Below are 17,051 nucleotides of genomic sequence, written 5' to 3'. Positions count from 1 at the left end.
GTATCCCGTTCTTGTTCATGGGAATTGGGGAACGACGGCGCAACCAGAGCGAAGAACACCCGCAAGAGCCTGACAAGCGGCCGCTTAGGCAGCCTGAAACGTGATCTGTCGTCGCAGGAATTGCGTTGCGCGGTCCGACACGCGGCTGGCATCCCCGGTGGTCAGATACCGGCTCTCGGTGCCCGCGCCGGTCATGTTCGGATGACGCGTCAGGTAATCGGCCAGGCTTTCGGCCACCAGCGACGCCTGACTATAGACCGAAACGCCCTCGCCCAGCGCCGCCTGAAAGACCTGCTCCATCAACGGATAATGCGTGCATCCCAGAATCGCCGCCTGCGGCTCCGGCATCTTGCGCTTCAACGCGTCCACATGGCTGCGCACCAGTGCCTCGGCAAGGATCAGATCACCCTCTTCGATGGCATCGACCACGCCGCCACAGGCCTGCGCCTCGACATCCACGCCGATGGCGCGAAACGCCAGCTCGCGCTGGAACGCGCGGCTGCGCACCGTCGCGGGCGTGGCAAAGAGCGCCACATGCTTCACCGCGACCTCGCGCGGCGGTGAATTGTCGCCCCATTCCCGTTCCGTCAATGCCTCGATCAGCGGCACGAAGACACCCAGCACACGCTTGCCCTGCGGCACGCCGGCCTCCTGCATGCGCCGCAAGGCAGCGGCCGAGGCGGTGTTGCAGGCCAGAATGACCAGATCACAGCCCTCGTCCCACAGCCTGTGCACATTGGCACGGGTCAGGTTATGGACATCCTCCGCATCGCGCACCCCGTAGGGCGCATGCGCATTGTCACCCAGATAGACAAACGGCACATCCGGCAGCCGCGCCTGCGCTGCGTCCAGCACGGTCAGCCCGCCCAATCCACTGTCGAAAATACCAACTGCCATCGCTTTGCCCGCCCCTGGACCGGCGCGCCTGTCGGTCCTGTTTCCACCTTTGACCGATGCCCGTTCGGTCAATCGGTCCTGGGCACAGCTAATACGTCGTCACCTGTGGGAATTCCATCCCGGATTTCGCCCCCGGCACGGTTACGCCCGAATTGGTGCGCGCCGCATCACGTGCCCGGATCACTGCGCCGCGATGCTCGAATCACTGCCACCGGCGCGGATCGCAGACAGCAGAGCCTCGCGGGACTTTGCAGCCTTGGCCTCGTTTTTCGCCTTCACCGGGCCAAAGCCACGGATCTGCAACGGCAGTTCGGCCAGCGCCACGATCAGATCGCGGGTCTCATCCGTCAGCTTGGGCAGCGCCTCGGCCATATCAGCCTCGTATTGCTTGATCAGCGCGCGCTCCATCTTGCGTTCCTTGGTGTAGCCAAAAACATCCAGCGGGGTGCCGCGCAGCTTGCGCAGCTTTGCCAGCAGACGCATGGGCCGCTCCATCCACGGGCCAAATTCGCGCTTCTGCGGGCGACCATCGCTGCCCATCTTGGCCATAAACGGCGGTGCGAGATGAAAGCGCATGTTGAAATCGCCCTCGAATTCGGCTTTCGCCTTGTCCCGGCTGCTCAAGAGTAGGCGCGCGACCTCGTACTCGTCCTTGTAGGACAAGAGCTTGTGATAGCCCAAAGCCACGGCCTCGCGCACCGCCTTGTCCGTGATGCCATCGACCAGCTTGCGATACCGCTTGGCCAGTCCCTTGCCCTGGTAGGCCACCAATTGATCGGCGCGATACGCGATCTTGTCTTCCAGTGTCTTGGGCATCTCGATCACGTTCGGCGCCCCGATCCGGGCCGCATCCTGCGGATAGAGTGCCGCCCAGCGCCCAATCTCAAAGGCGCGCAGGTTCTTCTCGACCGCCGTGCCGTTCAGCGCGATCGCCTCGGCAATCGCGTCGTGGCTGATCGGGATCAGGCCGCGCTGCCATGCCGCGCCAAAGATCATCATGTTGGAAAAGATCGAATCGCCCATCACCGCCTTGGCCAGCTCGGACGCATCAAACAGCTGCACATCGCTGCCCAGCCGCGCCTCCAGCGCCAAGGTCAACCTGTCAGTAGGCAGTTTGAACGCCGTGTCGCGGGTGAAATCGCCGGTGATGATCTCGTGGCTATTGACCACAGCACCGGTGCGCCCGCGTGCCGTCAGGCCCAGCGTCTTGGCCCCGGCAGAGACCACCAGATCGCCACCAATCAGCGCGTGGCACTCACCCGTTGCAACGCGGATCGCGCTGATATCGTCCGGGTCTTCGGCAATACGGCAATGGATATGCACCGCGCCGCCCTTTTGGGCCAGGCCGGCCATCTCCATCATGCCCGCCCCCTTGCCGTCGATCTGTGCGGCCTGCGCCAATACCGCGCCGATGGTCACGACACCGGTGCCGCCGACGCCGGTGATCACGACGTTATGGGTGCGCTTGATCGCTGGCAGTTCGGGCAGAGGCATATCCGGCAGTTTCAACTCTGTCGTCGCCCCCTTGCGGATCTTGGCACCTTCCAGGGTGACAAAGCTGGGGCAGAACCCTTTGAGACAGCTGAAATCCTTGTTGCAGGACGACTGGTCAATCGCCCGCTTGCGCCCCAGCTCGGTTTCCACCGGAACGACGGACACGCAGTTCGATTGCACCCCGCAATCACCGCAGCCCTCGCAAACATCCGTATTGATGAACACGCGCTTGTCCGGGTCCGGAAACAGGCCGCGCTTGCGGCGGCGGCGCTTCTCGGCGGCGCAGGTCTGGATATAGACGATGGCCGAAACGCCTTTGACCTTGGACATGCGTTTCTGCACATCCATCAGCTCGGCCCGTTCCTTGAATTCAGTGCCTTGTGGGAAGGCTTTGAAATCAACGTCTTCCTTTTCGTCATAAACGACGACCAGTTCCGCGACGCCCATCGCCTTGATCTCGCGCACGATGCGCGGCGCATCCAGCCCGCCCTCGTTGGGCTGGCCACCGGTCATGGCAACGGCATCGTTATAGAGGATCTTGTAGGTAATGTTCGCATCCGACGCGAGCGCCGCGCGGATCGCCTGCACGCCCGAATGGTTGTAGGTGCCATCGCCAAGGTTCTGGAACACGTGATCGCGGGTGGAGAACGGTGCCTCGCCGATCCAGTTGGCCCCCTCGCCCCCCATATGGGTAAAGCCGGTGGTCTCGCGGTCCATCCACTGCACCATGTAATGGCAGCCGATCCCGGCATAGGCGCGACTGCCCTCAGGCAGCCTGGTCGAGCTGTTATGCGGGCAGCCAGAGCAGAAATACGGCAGACGGCTGGCAATCTCTTCGGCGTTGTCTCCGGCGCGCGCTTCGGCCAGCCGGGACAACCCGGCCTTGATCCGGTCGGTGCCCCGGCCCTCTTCGATCAGGATGCCGCCCAGTTTCTCGGCAATCATGATCGGGTCGAGCGCACCGCGCGTCGGGAACAATTCTTCGCGATGCATCCCGCCGGCCCCGCCCTTGAACCAGCCATAGACGCGCCGATTCGGATCATCAAAAAGAGCCTCCTTGATCTGCACTTCGATCAGCTTGCGCTTTTCCTCGACCACAACGATCAGGTCCAGATCCTCGGCCCAGTCGTGAAAGCCTTTCATGTCCAGCGGAAAGGTCTGACCGATCTTGTAGGCGGTGATCCCCAAACGCTCGGCCTCTGCCGCATCAATCCCCAGCAAATCCAGCGCATGCACCACGTCCAGCCAGTTCTTGCCCGCCGCGACAACGCCGATCTTGGCGCCGCGCTTGCCCAGCATGCGCTTGTCCATCTTGTTGGCACGGCTGAAGGCCTCGGCCGCAAAACGGCGGTAGTCGATCACCCGCGCCTCTTGCGCGTGAGGCGTGTCGCCCAGACGGATGTTCAGCCCGCCCTCGGGCATGTCAAACTCTGGCACAACCAGTTGCATCCGATCCACACTGCCATCGACAACCGACGTCGCCTCGACCGTGTCTTTCATCGTCTTCAGGCCGACCCAAAGCCCGGAAAACCGGCTGAGCGCGTATCCGTATATGCCGTAATCCAGGATTTCCTGCACACCTGCGGGGCTGACAACCGGCATATAGGCATCAACCATCGCCCATTCGGACTGGTGCAGCACGGTACTGCTCTCGCCGGTGTGGTCATCGCCCATCGCCATCAGCACGCCGCCATGCTTGCTGGTGCCGGCCATGTTGGCGTGGCGCATCACGTCGCCGGAGCGGTCCACACCCGGCCCCTTGCCGTACCAAAGACCAAAGACGCCGTCATACTTGCCCTCACCGCGCAATTCGGCCTGCTGGCTGCCCCAGAGCGCCGTGGCGGCCAGATCTTCGTTCAGCCCTTCGTGAAACTTGATGTTCGACTCCGCCAGGATCTTTTCTGCGCGGGTCATCTGCAGATCAACCGCCCCCAAGGGCGAGCCTCGATAGCCGGTCACATATCCCGCTGTGTTCAGCCCTGCCGCCTTGTCGCGGGCCGCCTGCGTCAACATCAAACGCACCAGCGCCTGCGTGCCGTTCAGCAAAACCTGTCGCCTGTTCAGATCAAACCGATCGTTCAGCGAAACCTTGTGCTTGCTCATCTTGAACCTCCCATCGGTCAGGACATTTGGGTCAGCGGACGTCCTTCAACCTAGAGCGATAATAGGTCAATTATTATGACCTAACAACATATTTTTCGTTCCCCCTATCTGGTTCGGTGGTGTCTTTTGCATGGTTTCTTTGCTATTGCGTCCGGAGCGCGTGACAGGAACAGAAAGTTGCACCTATGGACTGGGACAAGCTCAGAATATTTCATGCTGTCGCCGATGCGGGCTCCCTGACCCATGCCGGCGATCAGTTGCACCTGTCGCAATCGGCGGTATCCCGCCAGATCCGCGGGCTGGAAGAGCAGCTGAACGCGACTCTCTTTCACCGTCACGCACGCGGCCTGATTCTCACCGAGCAGGGCGAGTTGCTGTTCGATGCCACGCGCGCGATGGTGAAACGTCTGGATGCCGCGACCGCGCGCATCCGCGACAGCGAAGAAGAAGTGCTCGGCGAATTGCGGGTGACCACCACCATCGGTTTCGGCACGCTCTGGCTGGCGCCGCGCCTGCCGCAGTTCTACGACAAATACCCGGACCTGAAGATCGACCTGATGCTCGAAGAGCGCGTCTTGGACCTGCCCATGCGTGAAGCTGACGTGGCCATCCGCATGAAAGAGCCCAGTCAGGCCGATCTCATCCGCAAGCGCCTGATGAGCGTGCAAATGCGCCTCTACGCCTCCAAAACCTATCTGGAGAAACACGGCACCCCGCAAACCATCGACGAGCTGAAAGAGCTTCGGCTGATCTGTCAAAACCCACGATCCGCACAGGTCGGCGCCGGCGCGCAGTTGGTCAGCGAGTTGATCGCCAACGATATCCCGGCTCAACTGATGGTGAACAACTACTTCGGCGTGCTGCAGGGCGTGCTGCACAATCTCGGCGTCGGGGTGCTTCCGGAGTATCTGGTTTCGGACTTCCCGAATCTCGTGCGCGTTCTCCCTGAGATTGAGTCGGTGGAAGTGCCGGTTTTCCTCGCCTACCCCGAGGAATTGCGCCATTCACAGCGCATCGCCGCCTTTCGTGACTTCGTTCAGGAAGAAATTTTTGCTTACAGGAAAACTCTTAGAGAACAATCTGCTAGCTGATTTCTGGGCGAGACATGCAAAAAATGCATAGCGGACATGCCACCCCTTAGGGCGGATTTATCTTGATCACCCGACCCCGCCTGCCTAAGTGCATTCGTGACGGTAACGTCGTTAGACGATACCGTCATACCTCCCTGTTGGACTATGGCCGAGCTTTATGCTCGGCCTTTTTTTTGGGGAAATGCACGAAACATATACGCTTCACCGACGCGCCGCCGAAAAAACAGGCAGGTTCTGTATCCCCGCAGGTTCAGCGTCTCTCATGCGATTCCCGGCCGGGAATCGACGGCAAACGCCCGCAACGCTGGTCGGGCGTGGATCTGTTCCGTTAAATTGAATCGTGACACCGCAAAGCGCACGCGCTTTGCTCAACCAGAAGTGGTTTTCATCGGGTGTCGATTATTCCGCGACCTTCGGAGGGGCCGGCGCGTCGTCCGCCTTTTGCTCGGGCTCGGGCTTGCGGCGCGGCTTGCGCGCGCGCTTGGGCTTTTCCGGCACCGGGTTCTCAGGGGTCTCGACGAGGCCCGCATCTTCGCTGACGGCCTCGACCACATCGGGCTGATCGCTTGCAGTGGCATCTTCGCCCTGGGGTTTGCCTTCGTGCTCCGGCGACTGGCCTTCACGTTCCTGGCGTTGCGCCCGCTCGCGGTCACGTTCGACCTGGCGTTCACGGTTCTCGCGCTCCTGCTGTTCGCGGCGCGCGTCCAGTTCCTTCTGGGCGGCCCCCAACAGGCGCAGATAATGCTCGGCGTGCTGCTGGAAATTCTCGGCAGCGACACGATCATTGGCCAGTTGCGCGTCTCGCGCCAACTGATTGTATTTCTCTATGATTTGCTGCGGCGTACCGCGCACCTTGCCTTCGGGGCCGGAACTGTCAAACACGCGGTTGACGACATTGCCGACAGAGTTTGAGCGATTGCGGTTCGGCTTATTGCGCGAACGTGACTTCGATGATCTCATATTGATGCTGTTCAGCCTTGTCTTATGTGCCGTGGTTTGACCCGAGGGGCGCCCTATGCGCCAGAGTAATGGAACCGGATCGCGGCAATTGTTGGCTTGGCGTCACGCGGGACCACCCAGAAAGGGTATCCACCGCAGCGACACCTTCAATAAACACGCCAGCCCCATCCCTGCAAGAGAAAAGCGGGCATTTTCACCATTTTATCCGCATCCCGTCGGTTTTTCACGGGGTTTGCGGCGGTTTTCGGCCCATCACCACCCGGTCCCGACCATCCATGTCGAGGCGAATCTGCACTTCAGCGAGGCCAGAATCGTGCAAGAGCGCGGCGACCGCGGGACCTTGCAGATGTCCGATTTCCAGCAACAGCCAGCCACCGGACACCAGATGCGCCGCAGCGTCAGCCGCGATAATCCGGTACGCGCTCAGCCCGTCGCCCTCGTCGGTCAACGCCATGCGCGGCTCGTGCGCCAGTTCCGGGGCCAGATCCGCCATCTCGTCCACGGCGATATAGGGAGGGTTGCTGACGATCAGATCATACTGGCCCGTGACCGCCCCGAACCAGTCCGATGCCACGAACTGCGCCCGCGGGCCGATGCCCAGCTGCGCCGCATTCGCCTCTGCAATCCGCAGCGCTGCCGGTGACAGATCGGTACCCACTCCGCGCGCATCACCGCGCTCGGCCAGCAGAGACAGCAGGATCGCCCCCGACCCCGTGCCCAGATCCAGCACCGTCCCGAACCTGTACTCCAGCGCCGCAACTACCAGCGCTTCTGTCTCGGGGCGCGGGTCCAGAACGTCGGGGCTGACGAGAAATTCATGCTTGAAAAACGCCCGACGGCCCAGGATATGCGACAGCGGGTGCCGCTCCAGCCGCGGTGCGGCGACCTCATGCAGCGTCTGCAGCATCTCGGGGTCAATCGGGTCGTGCTCGGCCAAAGTCAGGCGCGCCAACGGCACCCCCAGCACATGCGCCGCGATCAATCGCGCCTCGCGCTGCGGGGCGTCGATGCCGGCCTGCCCCAATGCGGCGGCCAGGCCCCGGATTGCCGCGCCGACCGTGCCTGCGTGGCTCACTCGCCCATCTCGGCCAGCAGGGTCGCCTGCGCATCCGCTGTCAGCGCGTCGATTACCTCGTCCAGATCGCCCCCCATCACCTGATCCAGCTTGTAGAGTGTCAGGTTGATCCGGTGATCGGTCATGCGGCCCTGCGGGAAGTTGTAGGTGCGGATGCGCTCGGAGCGGTCACCGCTTCCGACCTGCGCCGCACGGTTGGCCGAGCGCTCTCCATCAACCCGGCTGCGCTCCAGGTCATAGAGCCGGGTTTTCAGCACCTGCATTGCAATCTCGCGGTTGCGGTGCTGCGACTTTTCCGATGACGTTACCACCAGACCGGTCGGGATATGGGTGATCCTTACCGCCGAATCGGTGGTGTTCACGTGCTGGCCACCTGCGCCCGATGCGCGCATCGTGTCGATCCGCAGGTCATTCGGGTCGATCTTGATATCCACGTCCTCGGCCTCGGGCAGCACGGCCACGGTCGCGGCCGACGTGTGGATGCGCCCCCCGCTCTCGGTTTCGGGCACACGCTGGACGCGGTGCACGCCGCTTTCGAATTTCAGCCGGGCAAAGACATTGGCACCTTTGACATGCGCCACAACCTCGCGAATGCCGCCAAGCTCGCTCTGCTGTTCTTCGATGATGTCAAAGCGCCAGCCGCGCGCCTCGGCGTAGCGCTGATACATGCGCAGCAGGTCAGCAGCAAACAGCGCCGCCTCCTCGCCCCCTGTGCCGGGCCGGATTTCGATCATCGCCGGACGGGCATCCGCTTCGTCCTTGGGCAAGAGCGTCAGTTGCAGCGCGGCCTCGAGTGCTGGCAGTTTTTCGCGCAGATCCCGCAACTCTTCCTCGGCCAGCGCCTTCATCTCGGGATCGGCCAGCATGTCCTCGGCCCCCTTGATGGCGGCCAGCATCTCCTGGTAGGTTCGAATTTCCTCGACCACCGGGCGCAATTCCGCATATTCGCGGCCCAGCGCGGCAATATCGCCATCGCCGGTTGCCATCTTGGCCTCCAGATACTCGAAGCGCTCTGCGATCTGTTGAAGTCTGTCCATTGGAACCATGCGCGCGGGTGTCCATTATCACAAGCAATTGGTCAAGGCCCGGTGCCATGCTATAATCATGTGTATGAGAAAGTTTTTGCTGCTTGCACTCGTCGCATCACCCGCGCTGGCCGATGCCACCATCGGCGGCAAGACCGTGGATTGCTATTGCACCGACAAGACCGGCTCGCGGGTGGAACTGGGCGAAATGACCTGCCTGCATGTCGATGGCAAAATGTTCATGGCCCAGTGCCAGATGTCGCTCAACGTACCGATGTGGCGCAAGATTTCGGACGGGTGCCTGTCGTCTTCCCTGCCCCAGAACCTGCGCCCCCAGAGCGTTCAGCCAGCCGTCAATCCGGGCAGCGTTGACTCCTAGATCAGAGATGCCGTAGCGCAACCGCCCGTATATCTCGATCCGGTCGCCGCTCTGACGGATCGTGGTGTAGTCGGGGAATCCGACCACTTTCGTGCGGGTCACATAGGTAATCATCCCGCTTTGCACCGATCCCGCCAGCACCGAGGTGCGCGGCGTGGCGCGGATCACGGTATCAAGCCACGCCAGCCCGTCGGGACCAAGCTCTGCCAAACGTATCGCGCCGCCCGCCAGATCCTGGTTCTGCAGCGTCTGCGGCATCTCGTGCCAGCGCTCCGGATCGGACGGGGCCAAACGCACCCAGCCGATCGCAATGATGCCGACCAGAACCACTAGCCCCAGCCATCTGGTCCACCGCATTTTTCAACGCCTCCCAAATGCGGTAACCGCCCCCACCGGGAGTCAGCGGTCGCGCTTGTCCCAGCCCAGCAGACAGATCAGTGCCATCGCCACATGCGCGCCCGCGATAGCCGTCGCCCCGGTTGTGTCAAAGGGCGGCGACACTTCGACAATATCGCCCCCCTTGATGTTGATCCCCGCCAGATCGCGCAGGATGATTGATACCTGCCCGCTGCTCAGCCCGCCCCAGACGGGCGTGCCGGTTCCCGGCGCAAAGGCCGGGTCCAGCCCATCGATATCAAAGCTCAGATATGTCGGATGATCACCCAGTATCGCCCTGATCTTCTTGGCCGCCTCCACCGGGCCGCGCTCATGGACCTCGCGCGCGTCGATGATATTCATGCCCATCGGGTCCGGCACGGTGGTACGAATGCCAACCTGAACCGAACGGGCCGGGTCGATCAGCCCTAGCTTGATCGCCTTGTAGAACATCGTGCCGTGGTCGATCCGCTCCATGTTGTCGTCTTCCCAGGTGTCGGTATGGGCATCAAACTGCAACAACGACATCGGTCCGTATTTCTCGGCATAGGCCTTGAGGATCGGAAAGCTGATATAATGATCACCGCCCAGCACGACGCTGGCGACATCGGCGGCCAGAATGGTGCGGATATGATCGGTCAGACGGCCGGGAAACTCGGGCACCATCGCATAATCGAACGCCAGATCGCCGTAGTCGATGATATCGAGCGCCTCCATCGGGTCATAGCCCCAGCCGTACGGCGCATCGGCGGTTTGCAGCGCGCTGGCCTCGCGGATTGCGCGCGGCCCGAGCCGCGTGCCGGTCCGGTTGGTCACCGCCTGATCAAAGGGCACGCCGGTCACGGCAATATCGACGCCGTTCAGATCCTTGGTATAGCGGCGGCGCAGGAATGACGTGGCCCCGCCAAAGGTGTTCTCATAGGTCTGGCCGCGCAAGGATTTGCGCGTAAATGCCTGATCCACCTGGGAACTCGCATCATTCAGTGACATTCTTCATCCCTTCTCGTTTCGGCGGGCGGCGCGCTCTGCGCCGTCACTCCACCGGTTGCGCCCGCTCCACGAGCCGGGCAAAAAACGACGCCCCGATGGGCGCGGCGTCATCGTTGAAATCGAATTTCGGGTGGTGCAGGCCCGCGGCCTCGCCCTGCCCCAGAAAGAGATAGGAACCGGGGCGCGCCTCAAGCATGTAGGAAAAATCCTCGGCCCCCATTTCGCGGGTGCGGTCGGTGATCACGGCCGCATCACCCGAGATTTCACGCGCCACAGCTGCGGCGAATTCGGTCTGTGCAGCATGGTTCACGGTCGGCGGATAGCCCACCTCGATCCGCAGCGCGGCCGTAACCCCGTATGACGCCGCCTGCCCCGCGATGATCTCGTCAAGCCTTGTCCTGACATAGGCGCGCAAGTCATTGTCAAAGCAGCGAACTGTTCCGTTTATATAGGCCGTATCCGGCACGATGTTCTCGGCGCTGCCGGTGTGGATCTGGGTCACGGAAATCACCAGATCATCCAGCGCATAGTGATTGCGGCTGACGATGGTCTGGATCGCCTGCACGATCCCGCAGCAGGCCACGACCGGGTCAGCAGTCTCGTGCGGATAGGCGCCGTGCCCACCGCGCCCGGTGATGTCGATATGAAACGTGTCCACCGCCGCCATGATCGGCCCCGGCGTGGTGGAAAACGTGCCCAAGGGCAGGCCCGGCATGGTGTGCAGCGCATAGACCTCGGCAATATCGTAGCGGTCCATGATACCTTCTTCGACCATCACACGCCCGCCGCCCGGCCCCTCTTCGGCTGGCTGAAAGATCAGCGCCACGCGTCCGCGAAAATTGCGCGTCTCGGCCAGATAGCGCGCCGCGCCCAACAACATCGTGGTGTGCCCGTCATGGCCGCAGGCATGCATCGCGCCTTGCGTCTGGCTGGCCCAATCCGCACCGGTCGCCTCGATGATCGGCAGCGCGTCCATATCGGCGCGCAGCCCGATGGTCGGCCCCGCGCGGCGCCCTTCGATGATCGCGACGACACCGCTGGTCGCAATCCCCGTCTCGATTTCGGTGATGCCAAAGGCTCGTAGCTGCTCCACGACAAATGCCGCCGTCTCGTGGCAGTCGAACCCCAGTTCGGGCCGCGTATGCAGATGCCGCCGCCAGACGGTCATTTCATCGGCGAAGCCTGCGATACGATTGATTACGGCCACGGGTGGACTCCCCCATCATTGCCCGGCAATTTGCACTCAACCCCAAACTGGACCCTTGCGCAATGCCTGATCCCTCTCTCATCACCGACCCGCGCGGCGGCATGCCGCGCCTGCTGGAAATCATGCGCCGCCTGCGCGATCCCGAAACCGGCTGTCCGTGGGATATCGAACAGGATTTCGGCACCATCGCCCCCTACACGATCGAAGAGGCCTACGAGGTCGCAGACGCGATCGAGCGCGCCGACTGGGATGAACTGCGCAGCGAACTGGGCGATCTGCTGTTACAGGTCGTCTTTCACGCACAGATCGCGCAGGACAAGGGCCTGTTCGACTTTGCCAGCGTCGCCGATGCCATCTCGGACAAGATGGTGGCGCGCCATCCGCATGTCTTCGGGGACGAGAGCCGTGACAAATCCGCCGAGCAGCAGACCCGCGACTGGGAGACAGTCAAGGCCGCCGAACGCGCCGCCCGCGCCGAAACCGGCACGCTGAGCGGAGTGGCCCTTGGCCTGCCGGCGCTCTTGCGGGCGGTCAAGCTGCAGAAACGCGCAGCGCGGGTCGGGTTCGACTGGCCGCAGACATCGCAGGTGCTGGACAAGATCGCCGAGGAAATGGCCGAGCTGCAAGAGGCTGCCGCCAGCGGCGACGTGGGTCACACCGAGGAGGAATTCGGCGATCTACTCTTTGTCATGGCCAATCTCGCGCGGCACATGAAGATCGACCCCGAAGCGGCCCTGCGACGTGCCAACGCCAAATTCACCCGGCGATTCGAGCGGATCGAGGCGTTGCTGGCGGCACAGGGCAAAACACCGCAGGATAGCGATCTGGCCGAAATGGATGCGCTCTGGGACCAGAGCAAAGCGGAAGAAAAGCAACGCTGAGTACCGACGACCCGGATATCAGATCACCGGCATCTCGGGCCCCGAAAACCGGGTCAACCGCTCTGGTCCTGCGGCGCGGATCACGATGTTTTCCTCATGCACCAGCAGTCGCCCCGGCGCGACTTCAATCCCCGGCTCCAGCGTGATCACCATGCCTGCGCGCAATTCGCTGTCATCCTTGGCCGACAGCGACAACCCTTCGGTCAGTTGCATGCCCAGACCATGCCCCAGCCGCCCGGCACCCTCGCCGCCGCCAGTGATCGCGGCCATCGCGGCGTAAACGTCGCTGGCCTGTGCGCCGACCTGCGCCGCATCCAGCCCTGCCGCCGTCGCCTCGATCAGACGCGCATGTGCGTCCCTTGCGGAGTTGCTGGGTAATCCGACTGCAAAATTTCGGTCGTAGTCACAGAAATACCCGTCCCAGACAGCGCCGGTGTCCAGCATCAATACATCACCGGGCGCCAGCGGCGTCTCTGCGGCGGGTGAAATCACGTCCGCATACCCATCCGGCCCCGCGCCGCCCGCAAGATACGGCACCCAGTCCGCGCCCTCGTCCAGCAGCAACCGCTGAAAATCGCGAAACACCCGGTCCAATGGCACGCCTGCGCGGGCGATTTCCGGCACCCGGTCAAAGGCGCGCCCGGCAATGCCGCAGGCCCTTGCGATCTTGGCAATCTCGGCTTCGGATTTTACCGCGCGCAGCGCAGCGACAATCCCGTGATCATCGACAAAATGCAGCCCGCTTGCCGCCTTGAGCAGTTCGAAATCGTCCAACGGCATCCGCAGATGCGATTCGCGCCCCGAGGGCAGCCCGATCGGACCGCCAACCTCGCGCAGCGCGTCCGCCAGCAGGCTGATACCGTCATCCCAAGGATCCGGCGCGGCCCAGGTGCGGATATCCTCCACCCAGGTCTGCCGCATCAGCGCCGCACCGATCGACGGGATCACCGCGACAGGCACGCCCGCGCGCGGCAGGATCAGAAACCACGGGCGGCTCGGGCTCTCCCAAAATCGGGTGAGGAAGCCGCTGAAATAGCGCAGATCGGCCTCGGTGGTCAGCAGGATCGCGCCCAACCCGGCGGCATCCATCCGCACCTGCGCCGCATCCAGTCTGGCGGCGAACTCGGCGCGGTCAAATCCGCGCGTCATGCGTCCGATTCTTCGCTGAGAATGCACAGCACCCGTGCATCCGGGCCCAAGTCCATCAGCGCGAGCGCTGCCAGCCCCGCCGCGCCCGACGGGGTGCTGGCCAGACCCTGCTGTGCCAGTTGCGGCAACACCGCTGCGGCCTGCGCATCGCTGATCAGCGCGAAAGCATCCGCATCACGCGCCAATCCGTGCAGCGCGATCAATGACGGTGCCTTGCAATCGAGCCGTCCCATGTTCGAAACCGGCCCCACTGTATCGACAGCATGGCCCGCCTTGATGCTGGCCTGCAATGCAGGGGCTGCGTCAGGCTCGACCACTATAATCCGCGGCGCGTCGCCCCAGACCTTGCGAAAATAGGCAGCTGCGGCCCCGGCCAAACCGCCGACCCCGGCCTGAAGCATGATATGCGTGGGCGGACCCGGCATCGCGTCCGTCGCTTCTGCCGCCAGCGCCAGATATCCCTCCATCAGGCGATGCGGGATGTCGAAGTAACCCGGCCAGGATGAATCCGACAACAGCGTCCAACCCTCTTGCTCTGCCGTGTGCATCGCCGCATCCATGCTTTGCTGGTAATCCGATCCGGCGCGCACCACTTCGGCCCCCTTGGCTTTCAGCCGGACGGCAAAGCTGTCGGGAACCGTATCCGCCAGGTAGATCACAGCGCGCGCGCCAAAGATCGCCGCCCCCGCCGCCACCGACAGGCCGTGATTGCCCGCGCTCGCGGTGATGTAAGTGCGCCCCGCAAGGGCCGTACGCAGGTCATCCGCCCCCATCTCAACCTCGGCATGGGCGATCACATAGGCCGCCCCCAGCGCCTTGAAACTGCCCAGCCCCATGCGCGCGCGCTCGTCCTTGACCCAGACTTCCGCGCCGAACCCGTCGACCCTGACCAAGGGTGTAGCGACCGCCACCGGGCATTTCGCCAAGAGTGCCCTTGGTGCATTTGCATCGATGCTGGGAGCCGGTGCGCCATGCAGCACGTCCACAGGCAGGCCTGTTCCCCGCCATGGGTTTTCAAGTATGTTCATGATCCCTCCGGTCAGTGGGCGCATAGGACCGGGCAATCCGGCCCCGGTCAAGCATTGCATGCACTGCGTCGCGATCGACCCTTCCCCTGCGCGCTCGGGTGGCCTAATGGATGGCGCGTCAACTGAGCACTTCATGTTGGGCGAAAAACCCATTATGGAAGCGCCGAAACCGTCTTTGGGGATTTATCGAGCCATGCAGGAACCGGACATCACACCCGATCTGATCGCAGCACACGGGCTGAAACCGGACGAGTACGAACGCATCCTGGAGATCATCGGCCGCGAGCCCACCTTTACCGAACTGGGCATCTTCTCGGCCATGTGGAACGAACATTGTTCCTACAAATCGTCCAAGAAATGGCTGCGCACCCTGCCGACAGAGGGGCCGCAAGTGATCTGCGGGCCCGGCGAGAACGCCGGCATCGTCGATATCGGCGACGGCCAATGCGTTGTGTTCAAAATGGAAAGCCACAACCACCCCTCCTACATCGAACCCTATCAAGGGGCGGCGACCGGTGTGGGTGGCATCCTGCGCGACGTGTTCACCATGGGCGCCCGTCCCGTTGCCGCGATGAATTCGCTCAGCTTCGGCGCGCCGGACCACCCCAGAACGCGCCAGCTGGTGCATGGCGTGGTCGCGGGTGTCGGCGGTTATGGCAACTGTTTCGGCGTGCCCACCGTGGGCGGAGAACTGCGCTTCGATCCGGCCTATAATGGCAACTGTCTGGTGAACGCATTCGCCGCAGGCTTGGCCGATACGGACAAGATTTTCTATTCCGCCGCCAGCGGCGTCGGCCGCCCGGTGGTCTATCTCGGCGCCAAGACAGGTCGCGACGGCGTCGGTGGTGCCACCATGGCCTCGGCCGAATTCGACGACACGATCGAGGAAAAACGCCCCACAGTGCAGGTCGGTGACCCGTTCACCGAAAAGCGCCTGATGGAGGCGACGCTGGAGCTGATGGCGACAGGTGCCGTGATCTCGATTCAGGATATGGGGGCCGCGGGCCTGACCTGTTCGGCCGTGGAAATGGGCGACAAGGGGCACCTTGGCGTCAAGCTGAACCTTGAGGCCGTGCCGCAACGCGAAGCGAACATGACCGCTTACGAAATGATGCTCTCGGAGAGCCAGGAACGCATGCTGATGGTGCTGGAGCCTTCGCTGGAAGCCGAGGCACGGGCCGTCTTCGAGAAATGGGACCTCGATTTCGCCATCGTCGGTGAAACCATCGCCGAGGACCGCTTCCTGATCCTGCACAATAACGAAGTGAAGGCCGATTTGCCGCTGGCAGCACTTTCCGGCACGGCCCCCGAATACGACCGCCCGTGGGTGGAAACGCCCGCGCCCGCACCGCTCGACCCCACGTCAGTGCCACAGGTCGATCCCATTGATGCGCTTCGGATGCTGATCGCATCGCCCAACTATTGCAGCCGCGAATGGGTCTACCAGCAATATGATTCGATGGTCATGGCCGACACAGCGCGCGGGCCGGGCCTCGGGGCCGGGCTGATCCGGGTGCATGGCACCGATAAACTGTTGGCCTTCACCTCGGACGTGACGCCGCGCTATGTGCAGGCCAACCCCGAAATGGGCGGCAAACAGGCGGTGGCCGAAGCCTACCGCAACCTGACGGCACTGGGAGCCACGCCATTGGCAACCACCGACAACCTCAATTTCGGCAACCCCGAAAAGCCCGAGATCATGGGCCAGTTCGTCGGCGCCATCAAAGGCATCGGCGCAGCCGTCGCAGCCCTCGACATGCCCATCGTGTCAGGCAACGTATCGCTCTACAATGAAACCGACGGCACCGCGATCCTGCCGACGCCAACAATCGGCGCGGTCGGGCTGATCGCACATGCGGACGCGGCCATCACCGGCACTGCCCGCGAAGGCCATATGGCCCTGCTGATCGGCGAGCCCGGTGCGCATCTGGGGCAATCCGCCTTGCTGGCCGAAGTCTTCAGCCGCGCCGAGGGCGACGCACCGCAGGTCGATCTGGACGCCGAAAAGCGCAACGGTGAGTTCATCCGCGCCAATCACGACATGATCCGTGCCTGCACCGACCTGAGCGATGGCGGTCTGGCACTTGCGGCATTCGAGATGGCCGAGGCGGCAGGCGTCGGCCTGACGCTCGACACGGACGACACCGCCGCCCTCTTTGGCGAAGATCAGGCGCGGTATCTGGTGGCGTGCAATTTCGATCAGGCCGAGGCGCTGATGAGTGCCGCTGCCAGCGCGGGCGTGCCGATCTCCTGCGTCGGGCGCTTTACCGGCAGCAACGTGACCTTCGGCGCGGCCTCTGCCCCCTTGGCCGATCTCGCCACGATCTATCGCGAGAGCTTTGCCGAGCATTTCGCCTGACTTCGGACGATAGCCCCCGGCGGGGCCATCGCCTTGAG

General features: G+C 63.0%; 13 protein-coding genes and 1 pseudogene. 4 read left to right on the top strand and 10 right to left on the bottom strand.

Going from position 1 to position 17,051, the window contains the following annotated elements; translation table 11 throughout:
* Nucleotides 1–84: 84 nt before the first annotated feature.
* Complete coding sequence (locus tag O3306_RS11525) at nt 85–897, bottom strand: glutamate racemase (protein ID WP_272007260.1); 813 nt, start codon at nt 895–897, stop codon at nt 85–87.
* Nucleotides 898–1,077: 180 nt separating this feature from the next.
* Nucleotides 1,078–4,494, bottom strand: a complete 3,417-nt coding sequence (locus O3306_RS11520; RefSeq protein WP_272007258.1) for an indolepyruvate ferredoxin oxidoreductase family protein — start codon at nt 4,492–4,494, stop codon at nt 1,078–1,080.
* Nucleotides 4,495–4,679: 185 nt separating this feature from the next.
* Here O3306_RS11520 and O3306_RS11515 point away from each other — a divergent pair, with 185 nt between their 5' ends.
* On the top strand, nt 4,680–5,585 hold the full coding sequence (locus tag O3306_RS11515) for a LysR family transcriptional regulator (RefSeq protein ID WP_272007256.1): 906 nt from the start codon (nt 4,680–4,682) through the stop codon (nt 5,583–5,585).
* Nucleotides 5,586–5,984: 399 nt separating this feature from the next.
* On the opposite strand, the gene O3306_RS11510 is transcribed toward O3306_RS11515, so the two are convergent.
* From O3306_RS11510 to prfA, 3 genes are all read right to left on the bottom strand, one after another.
* Nucleotides 5,985–6,545, bottom strand: coding sequence for a DUF4167 domain-containing protein (locus O3306_RS11510; RefSeq protein WP_272007253.1), 561 nt, complete (start codon nt 6,543–6,545; stop codon nt 5,985–5,987).
* 223 nt (nt 6,546–6,768) lie between these two features.
* The gene (prmC, locus tag O3306_RS11505) at nt 6,769–7,620 is read right to left on the bottom strand and encodes a peptide chain release factor N(5)-glutamine methyltransferase (RefSeq protein ID WP_272007251.1); all 852 of its coding nucleotides are present in this window, start codon (nt 7,618–7,620) and stop codon (nt 6,769–6,771) included.
* Nucleotides 7,617–8,666, bottom strand: coding sequence for a peptide chain release factor 1 (gene prfA / locus O3306_RS11500; RefSeq protein WP_272007248.1), 1,050 nt, complete (start codon nt 8,664–8,666; stop codon nt 7,617–7,619). The genes prmC and prfA overlap by 4 nt, the downstream gene beginning before the upstream one ends.
* Before the next feature lie 64 nt (nt 8,667–8,730).
* On the opposite strand from prfA, the gene O3306_RS11495 reads away from it, so the two are divergent.
* A complete protein-coding gene (locus O3306_RS11495) occupies nt 8,731–9,024 on the top strand; it encodes a hypothetical protein (RefSeq protein WP_272007488.1) in 294 nt (97 codons plus the stop codon).
* Between the two features lie 15 nt (nt 9,025–9,039).
* Here the strand turns inward: O3306_RS11495 and O3306_RS22415 are convergent.
* The 3 genes and pseudogenes from O3306_RS22415 to O3306_RS11480 form a co-directional block, all read right to left on the bottom strand.
* Nucleotides 9,040–9,282 (bottom strand): annotated as a pseudogene (locus tag O3306_RS22415) (DUF1499 domain-containing protein); the annotation flags it as partial.
* Nucleotides 9,283–9,423: 141 nt separating this feature from the next.
* Nucleotides 9,424–10,389 carry an agmatinase gene (speB, locus tag O3306_RS11485; RefSeq protein WP_272007246.1) on the bottom strand — a complete coding sequence of 322 codons (966 nt, stop codon included), beginning with the start codon at nt 10,387–10,389 and terminating at the stop codon, nt 9,424–9,426.
* Nucleotides 10,390–10,432: 43 nt separating this feature from the next.
* Nucleotides 10,433–11,596 (bottom strand): M20 aminoacylase family protein, encoded by a 1,164-nt coding sequence (locus tag O3306_RS11480; protein WP_272007243.1) that lies wholly within the window; start codon nt 11,594–11,596, stop codon nt 10,433–10,435.
* Nucleotides 11,597–11,658: 62 nt separating this feature from the next.
* On the opposite strand from O3306_RS11480, the gene mazG reads away from it, so the two are divergent.
* Entirely contained in the window at nt 11,659–12,477 is an 819-nt protein-coding gene (gene mazG / locus O3306_RS11475) for a nucleoside triphosphate pyrophosphohydrolase (RefSeq protein WP_272007240.1), read from the top strand.
* A gap of 18 nt (nt 12,478–12,495) precedes the next feature.
* On the opposite strand, the gene O3306_RS11470 is transcribed toward mazG, so the two are convergent.
* Nucleotides 12,496–13,626 (bottom strand): M24 family metallopeptidase, encoded by a 1,131-nt coding sequence (locus tag O3306_RS11470; RefSeq protein WP_272007238.1) that lies wholly within the window; start codon nt 13,624–13,626, stop codon nt 12,496–12,498.
* Complete coding sequence (locus O3306_RS11465) at nt 13,623–14,654, bottom strand: pyridoxal-phosphate dependent enzyme (protein ID WP_272007236.1); 1,032 nt, start codon at nt 14,652–14,654, stop codon at nt 13,623–13,625. The genes O3306_RS11470 and O3306_RS11465 overlap by 4 nt, the downstream gene beginning before the upstream one ends.
* Before the next feature lie 193 nt (nt 14,655–14,847).
* Here O3306_RS11465 and purL point away from each other — a divergent pair, with 193 nt between their 5' ends.
* Nucleotides 14,848–17,013, top strand: coding sequence for a phosphoribosylformylglycinamidine synthase subunit PurL (purL, locus tag O3306_RS11460; protein WP_272007234.1), 2,166 nt, complete (start codon nt 14,848–14,850; stop codon nt 17,011–17,013).
* Nucleotides 17,014–17,051 lie beyond the last annotated feature (38 nt).

It is taken from the genome of Roseovarius sp. ZX-A-9, assembly GCF_028369135.1.
GTDB lineage: Bacteria > Pseudomonadota > Alphaproteobacteria > Rhodobacterales > Rhodobacteraceae > Roseovarius.
The sequence above is the reverse complement of the archived record's forward strand: the minus strand, read 5'-3'. Positions and strand labels throughout refer to the sequence as shown.

What these genes read in the sequence shown, in the direction of transcription:
- O3306_RS11525 (WP_272007260.1), bottom strand. Translation starts at nt 897, where the DNA reads ATGGCAGTTGGTATTTTCGACAGTGGATTGGGCGGGCTGACCGTGCTG.
- O3306_RS11520 (WP_272007258.1), bottom strand. Translation starts at nt 4,494, where the DNA reads ATGAGCAAGCACAAGGTTTCGCTGAACGATCGGTTTGATCTGAACAGG.
- O3306_RS11515 (WP_272007256.1), top strand. Translation starts at nt 4,680, where the DNA reads ATGGACTGGGACAAGCTCAGAATATTTCATGCTGTCGCCGATGCGGGC.
- O3306_RS11510 (WP_272007253.1), bottom strand. Translation starts at nt 6,545, where the DNA reads ATGAGATCATCGAAGTCACGTTCGCGCAATAAGCCGAACCGCAATCGC.
- prfA (WP_272007248.1), bottom strand. Translation starts at nt 8,666, where the DNA reads ATGGTTCCAATGGACAGACTTCAACAGATCGCAGAGCGCTTCGAGTAT.
- O3306_RS11495 (WP_272007488.1), top strand. Translation starts at nt 8,731, where the DNA reads ATGAGAAAGTTTTTGCTGCTTGCACTCGTCGCATCACCCGCGCTGGCC.
- speB (WP_272007246.1), bottom strand. Translation starts at nt 10,389, where the DNA reads ATGTCACTGAATGATGCGAGTTCCCAGGTGGATCAGGCATTTACGCGC.
- mazG (WP_272007240.1), top strand. Translation starts at nt 11,659, where the DNA reads ATGCCTGATCCCTCTCTCATCACCGACCCGCGCGGCGGCATGCCGCGC.
- O3306_RS11470 (WP_272007238.1), bottom strand. Translation starts at nt 13,626, where the DNA reads ATGACGCGCGGATTTGACCGCGCCGAGTTCGCCGCCAGACTGGATGCG.
- O3306_RS11465 (WP_272007236.1), bottom strand. Translation starts at nt 14,654, where the DNA reads ATGAACATACTTGAAAACCCATGGCGGGGAACAGGCCTGCCTGTGGAC.
- purL (WP_272007234.1), top strand. Translation starts at nt 14,848, where the DNA reads ATGCAGGAACCGGACATCACACCCGATCTGATCGCAGCACACGGGCTG.